7 protein-coding genes and 2 pseudogenes are annotated in these 5,675 nt (G+C 34.7%); 4 read left to right on the top strand and 5 right to left on the bottom strand.

Annotated elements, in window-relative coordinates; all coding sequences use genetic code 11:
• The 5 genes and pseudogenes from Megvenef_RS07080 to nth all read right to left on the bottom strand — a co-directional run.
• Nucleotides 1–549, bottom strand: a pseudogene (locus Megvenef_RS07080) (S9 family peptidase); the annotation flags it as partial.
• Nucleotides 550–598: 49 nt separating this feature from the next.
• Nucleotides 599–1,054: a transcriptional regulator NrdR gene (gene nrdR, locus Megvenef_RS07085; RefSeq protein WP_322777268.1), complete on the bottom strand. Its 456-nt coding sequence runs from the start codon at nucleotides 1,052–1,054 to the stop codon at nucleotides 599–601.
• 81 nt (nucleotides 1,055–1,135) lie between these two features.
• On the bottom strand, nucleotides 1,136–2,392 hold the full coding sequence (gene glyA / locus Megvenef_RS07090; RefSeq protein ID WP_322777269.1) for a serine hydroxymethyltransferase: 1,257 nt from the start codon (nucleotides 2,390–2,392) through the stop codon (nucleotides 1,136–1,138).
• A gap of 18 nt (nucleotides 2,393–2,410) precedes the next feature.
• The gene (locus Megvenef_RS07095) at nucleotides 2,411–3,055 is read right to left on the bottom strand and encodes an alpha/beta hydrolase (protein WP_322777270.1); all 645 of its coding nucleotides are present in this window, start codon (nucleotides 3,053–3,055) and stop codon (nucleotides 2,411–2,413) included.
• 15 nt (nucleotides 3,056–3,070) lie between these two features.
• On the bottom strand, nucleotides 3,071–3,709 hold the full coding sequence (gene nth / locus Megvenef_RS07100) for an endonuclease III (RefSeq protein WP_410519770.1): 639 nt from the start codon (nucleotides 3,707–3,709) through the stop codon (nucleotides 3,071–3,073).
• 105 nt (nucleotides 3,710–3,814) lie between these two features.
• On the opposite strand from nth, the gene grxD reads away from it, so the two are divergent.
• The 4 genes and pseudogenes from grxD to Megvenef_RS07120 all read left to right on the top strand — a co-directional run.
• Nucleotides 3,815–4,189: a Grx4 family monothiol glutaredoxin gene (grxD, locus tag Megvenef_RS07105; RefSeq protein ID WP_322777272.1), complete on the top strand. Its 375-nt coding sequence runs from the start codon at nucleotides 3,815–3,817 to the stop codon at nucleotides 4,187–4,189.
• 69 nt (nucleotides 4,190–4,258) lie between these two features.
• On the top strand, nucleotides 4,259–4,465 hold the full coding sequence (locus Megvenef_RS07110; protein WP_322777273.1) for a hypothetical protein: 207 nt from the start codon (nucleotides 4,259–4,261) through the stop codon (nucleotides 4,463–4,465).
• Between the two features lie 63 nt (nucleotides 4,466–4,528).
• Entirely contained in the window at nucleotides 4,529–5,461 is a 933-nt protein-coding gene (locus tag Megvenef_RS07115; RefSeq protein ID WP_322777274.1) for an ABC transporter ATP-binding protein, read from the top strand.
• Nucleotides 5,462–5,463: 2 nt separating this feature from the next.
• Nucleotides 5,464–5,675: pseudogene (locus tag Megvenef_RS07120) on the top strand (YgfZ/GcvT domain-containing protein); the annotation flags it as partial.

The following is a 5,675-nucleotide window of genomic DNA, read 5'->3' on the forward strand; positions in this document are numbered from 1 at the left end:
ACCTATTGTGTTCTCTATTTTGTCCTCAAGAAAAATTTTATTCTCAAGATTAAAGACTTTTAATGTATATTTTTCTCCACCCGTAAAATCAATAGAGTAGGCCATTAATTTATGATCTGGGCTTATAGAGAATGATCCTATGGAAGTGTATTTTTGATCTTTAGCAAGCTCATTTACATCAAGAAGTATTTCTTCTAGAGCCCCTTGCGAACCTTTTTTACGACAATAAATAGGATAATCTTTGTCCTCTTCAGTTCTAGTATAGTAGAAATATTCATCTTTCTTTATATAAGTTGACTGATCAGCCAGTTTGATTCTTCCTTTAAGCTCCTCGAAGAACATATTTTTTTTATCCGCAAGAGGAGTCATGTAATTATCAAAATATTTATTTTCTTCATTTAAGTAAGAAAGCACTGATTCATCAGTAACTTTATCTGGCCAACCACTTGCACGTAACCAATTATATTCATCTTGAATCTTCATTCCATGTAGTTCAAATTCATAAGGAACTTTTTTAGCAAATGGTGGATTAGTCTCTTTTTTCATCATATCTCCTTGTATTAAAAATAGTATTAATGCAGTAAAAATTATCTTCATATTATTGATTTTCCCTTATTTTCCCTATAAATTTTGCAAAATCTTGAGCAGTAGAAAAATCTTTATATACCGATGCAAATCTTATATATGCTACTTGATCTATTTTGGCTAGTTCTTGCATTATTAATTTACCTATCATCTGTGATTGAACTTCTTTAGAATTAGAACTTTCTACTTCTAGGGTTATCCTATTGGCAATTTCTTCTATTTCTTCTTCCAGAAAATTTCTTTTTCTTAGAGCGGTTGTAATTGATTTCAATATTTTTGCTCTATCAAATGGCCTCTTAGCCCCACTTTTTTTTACAATGATCAATTCTCTTAACTGAACTCTTTCAAAAGTGGTAAACCTACCATTACACTTCAAACACGATCTTCGGCGTCTTACTACCTTACCTTCATCGGTTTCACGCGAGTCTTTAACCACGGTATCTGGTGACTGACAAAATATGCACTTCATAGTCGATTAGCTGGAAATGTTTTACAAAGGTTTAGTCTAGTTTTTGTCACTCCCGCCTGAGCGAGAATGAAAGCTTGTGCATTAGTCATAAATAGGGAATGTTTTAGTTAGTTCAATTACCTTGGTGTACACTTCTTGTTCCGTTTTGCTGTTATTCTCCGATTGCTTGAGACTATCTAGCACATCTGCAATCAGATTTCCTACTACTATGAACTCCTTTTCTTTAAATCCACGAGTTGTACATGCAGGGGTACCTAGCCTTACTCCTGACGTAATAAATGGCGAGGTAGAGTCAAAAGGAACAGTGTTTTTATTTGACGTAATTCCAGCTCTATCCAGGGCCTCTGAAGCTAATTTTCCTGTAAGTCCATCTTTTCTAAGATCAAGCAAAACAATATGATTTACAGTTCCTCCAGTGAGAATATCGTAACCTCTTTGCACAAGGGTCTTACCAAGAGCAGTTGCATTTAATAAAACTTGATCTATATAAGATTTATAATCATTTGTTAGAGCTTCCTTAAATGCAACTGCTTTAGCGGCAATTATATGCATAAGAGGACCGCCTTGCAGACCAGGAAATACTGCTTTATTTAGTTTTTGACCGATCTCATCATCATTAGACATAATAACTCCGCCACGAGGCCCTCTGAGAGTCTTGTGAGTCGTTGAAGTTACAATATGTGCATGTGGAAATGGGCTAGGGTGTCTACCAGTTGCAACTATCCCTGCAATATGAGCGATATCCGCCATTAAATATGCACCAACCTTATCGGCAATTGCCCTGAATTTAGCAAAATCAAGAGTTTGTGTATATGCAGAGTAGCCGGCAATAATAAGTTTAGGTTTATGTTCAAGTGCTAATCTTTCAACTTCGGAATAATCAATTAGATAAGTCTTAGGATCAACGCCGTAGAATAATGGTTTGAACCATTTTCCAGAAAGGTTTGGAGCAGCTCCGTGCGTTAAATGACCGCCACAATCCAAAGACATACCTAAAATCTTGTCTCCTGGTTGCAGTAATGCTAGATATACCGCTTGATTTGCTTGTGAACCTGAATGTGGTTGAACGTTAGCGTATGAGCATTTGAATAATTGTTTCAACCTTTCAATGGCAAGCACTTCTGCCTTGTCAACTTCTTCGCAACCGCAATAATATCTCTTCCCCGCATAGCCCTCTGCGTATTTATTTGTCATAATCGATCCTTGCGCCGCAAGGACTGCTTTACTCACAAAATTCTCAGAGGCGATAAGCTCAATGCTGTGCTCTTGCCTTAGTTTTTCAGCTTTGATAGCTTCATAAATTTCTGGATCTAAGGTTTTCAGTTCTTTATTCATCATCTACACCTCCTACTTATTTTATTTAATTCCACGTAAAAAATTTAAAGCAAACTGCATCCCCGAACCGTCTATTGAATGAGTCAAGTTAGGTATTAGATGCAATTGATAATTTATATTGTTATTCTCGCAATATTTAGCAAATTCCTTGCTCTGACTAGCTGGAACTACGTCATCGTTAAGCCCATGAATTATACAAATTGGAGTAGAGGTGTTGTTTAAGTCAGCCGGTTTAACCAACCTACCAGAAAATCCAACCATTGCAGCAAATGGCTCTTTTTGAATTAGGGTAAGATAAGATGCCATCATAGTTCCTTGAGAAAAGCCAACAATAATTGTGTCAGAGTTTTTTATACCAAGTTCATTTTGCTTATCTTCAATTATTTTTTCAACTTTTGCAGAATTGTTTTTGACTAGCTGAGAAATAGTTGTGTTATCACGATCTTTTAGGCTGAACCATTGCCTACCAAATGGAGCCATATCATAAGGTTCAACACCATGAGGAGAGATAAAATGATGATGTGGTAAAGCTTCTTGGATAAATGGAACCAATCCAATAAGGTCGTGACCATCAGAACCAACACCGTGGAGCAATACAAGAAGTTTATCAGCCTTTCCTGATAATGGCTTGATCTCTGGATAATCAACTATTTCTTCTGATAACATAAACTTAAACCTATATTAATCTGTTTTGTTTTCTTTATAATACGAACAATAAGCTGAGATACTACACCTTGAACAAATGGGCGTTCTTGCCTTACATACGTACCTTCCATGCAGAATTAACCAATGATGAGCATGAAGGAGCCATTTTTCGGGTATTTTTTTTAAAAGATCCTTTTCTACTTTTTCTGGTGAGCTACCAATGCTTAATCCAATTCTGTGTGCTACGCGAAATACATGTGTATCAACGGCCATTGTTGGTTTAGCAAATGCGCAATTTAAAATTACGTTAGCCGTTTTTCTACCAATACCAGGTAATTTTATTAACTCTTCAAACTCGTCTGGAATAATCGAGTTATATTTATTGATCAAAATTTCACAAAGTGCAATGATATTTTTTGCTTTTGAGTTATATAAGCCTATGGTTTTTATATATGGTTTTAAATTAGCTTCCCCTAATAAAAATATTTTGTGAGGAGTATCGTATTGCTCAAAAAGTTTTTTTGTTGCTTTATTTACCGAAATATCAGTTGCTTGCGCTGACAAGATGACAGCTATTGTCAGTGTAAAATTGTTGCTATATTCTAATTCTGTTTTTGGTTTTGGATCAGCAGAACTAAAAATTTGAAATATTTTTTCTATTTTATCTTGGGATATCATTCTTTGCCTAAAGCTTATTCTGAATTTGTATTTATTTTCTATAGTTAATTGTATATAATGAGCAGGAAAATGATGCAACCTTTTGTTTATCAAGGATTTATTATGAATAAAAACAAAACTTTTGACTTTATCAACGAACAGATTTCTACTAATGAGGTAGTTCTCTTCATGAAGGGAACCGCGGATTTTCCACAATGCGGCTTTTCTGCAATGGTCGTTGGTATATTGCAGACACTTGGTCTAAAATTTAAGGATATCAATGTACTTGAAAACCCTGATTTACGTCAAGGCATAAAAGATTTTGCTGATTGGCCAACTATTCCTCAGCTTTATATTGCTGGCGAGTTTGTTGGTGGTTGTGATATAGTGAGAGAGATGTTTGAAACTGGTGAATTATCTAACTTAATCAAGGATATACATAGTGATCATGCAAAACCAGCAACCCCTGAAAATAATGCAATTGAAGCAGGGAATTAGTTAATCATGATCTCATGATTAACATAAAGCTTTTGTAATTACCCTTTAAATACATAAAAGAGAAAAATAATGTTAGAGCAAATTAAAAAGTTTTTAGCATCTATACCAGAAATAATCGAAACATTTCTTGATTCTAGCGCTTTTGCTAGTTTGGGTGGTGTAACCTCTTTGCATACGAATTGTTGTGTCCATGCTACCCCCCAAAAAGTAACGCTAGGAGGAGAAATTTATGGGAATGATAAGGTTACTACGATGGAAGAAGGGGATATTGCATAGTCTATGGAAATTTTCAATTTAGATAGAGATGATTGTAAAAAAGAAAGTTCATGGTTTTTATAGATGACAGAAAATGCAATATTAATTCAAAATCTAGTAAAGCAATATAATCAAAAATACTCAAGTAGCATTAACTCCCTAGCATTAGACGATTTTAATCTCGCAGTCCCAAGAGGTTCCATTTTTGGTTTGCTTGGACCAAATGGTGCTGGCAAATCAACTTTGATAAATATTTTAGCTGGCACTGTAGTAAAAACTTCTGGTGAAGTTAGAATTATGGGTACCTCAATAGATGAATTCCCTAAAAAAGCGCGATCATCAATTGGAATTGTACCTCAAGAAGTTTCATTTGATACATTTTTTCCAATTTATCAGGCGCTGGAGTTTTATGCTGGTTATTACGGAATAAAACCTAACCAGCGTAAAACAGAAGAAATATTACGGGCTCTTAGTTTGTGGGATAAAAAAGATAGTTTTCCACAACGACTTTCCGGCGGAATGAAAAGACGTTTTCTTATAGCTAAGGCAATGGTACATTCACCAGCTGTACTGATCCTTGACGAACCTACAGCTGGTGTAGATTTAGAGCTTCGTTTGCAGCTTTGGGAGTATGTAAAAACGTTAAATAAGCAGGGTATGACTATTATTATTACAACCCACTATCTGGCAGAAGCGCAAGAATTGTGTGATGAAATTGCTTTTATTAATAAAGGCAAAATCATTAAGCAAGACAAGAAAAGTAAGCTACTTCAAGATCTTGGAACAAGGCACATAGATGTTGAATTTAGTACTCATGTAGATCTTACAGCTCTTGAATTTGCCAAAGGTTCAGTTGAAATATTGTCTGCAAACAAACTTCGTTTTCAGGTAAATACTACGGGAGATAATTATTCTAAAATACTGCAAAATATCAACAAGGTAGGCGGTGAAATCAAAGATTTAAGAATATCTCAACCAGATCTTGAAGTTATCTTTCATCAAATTATGCAGGAATAAATATGTATGAAATTCTGCCTGATAGATCTATCATTCATATCTTTGGCCCTGATAGCCAAAAATTTCTTCAAAGCCTTGTCACTAATGATGTAGTAAATAAAACATACACATACAACTACCTCTTAAATAATCAAGGCAGATATTTATCTGATTTTTTCATATACCAAGATAATAATGAATCTTATTTTTTAGATATTGATACAAATAGTAGCGT

Origin of the sequence: Candidatus Megaera venefica (assembly GCF_034554655.1) — a bacterium.
GTDB classification, from domain to species: domain Bacteria; phylum Pseudomonadota; class Alphaproteobacteria; order Rickettsiales; family Rickettsiaceae; genus Megaera_A; species Megaera_A venefica.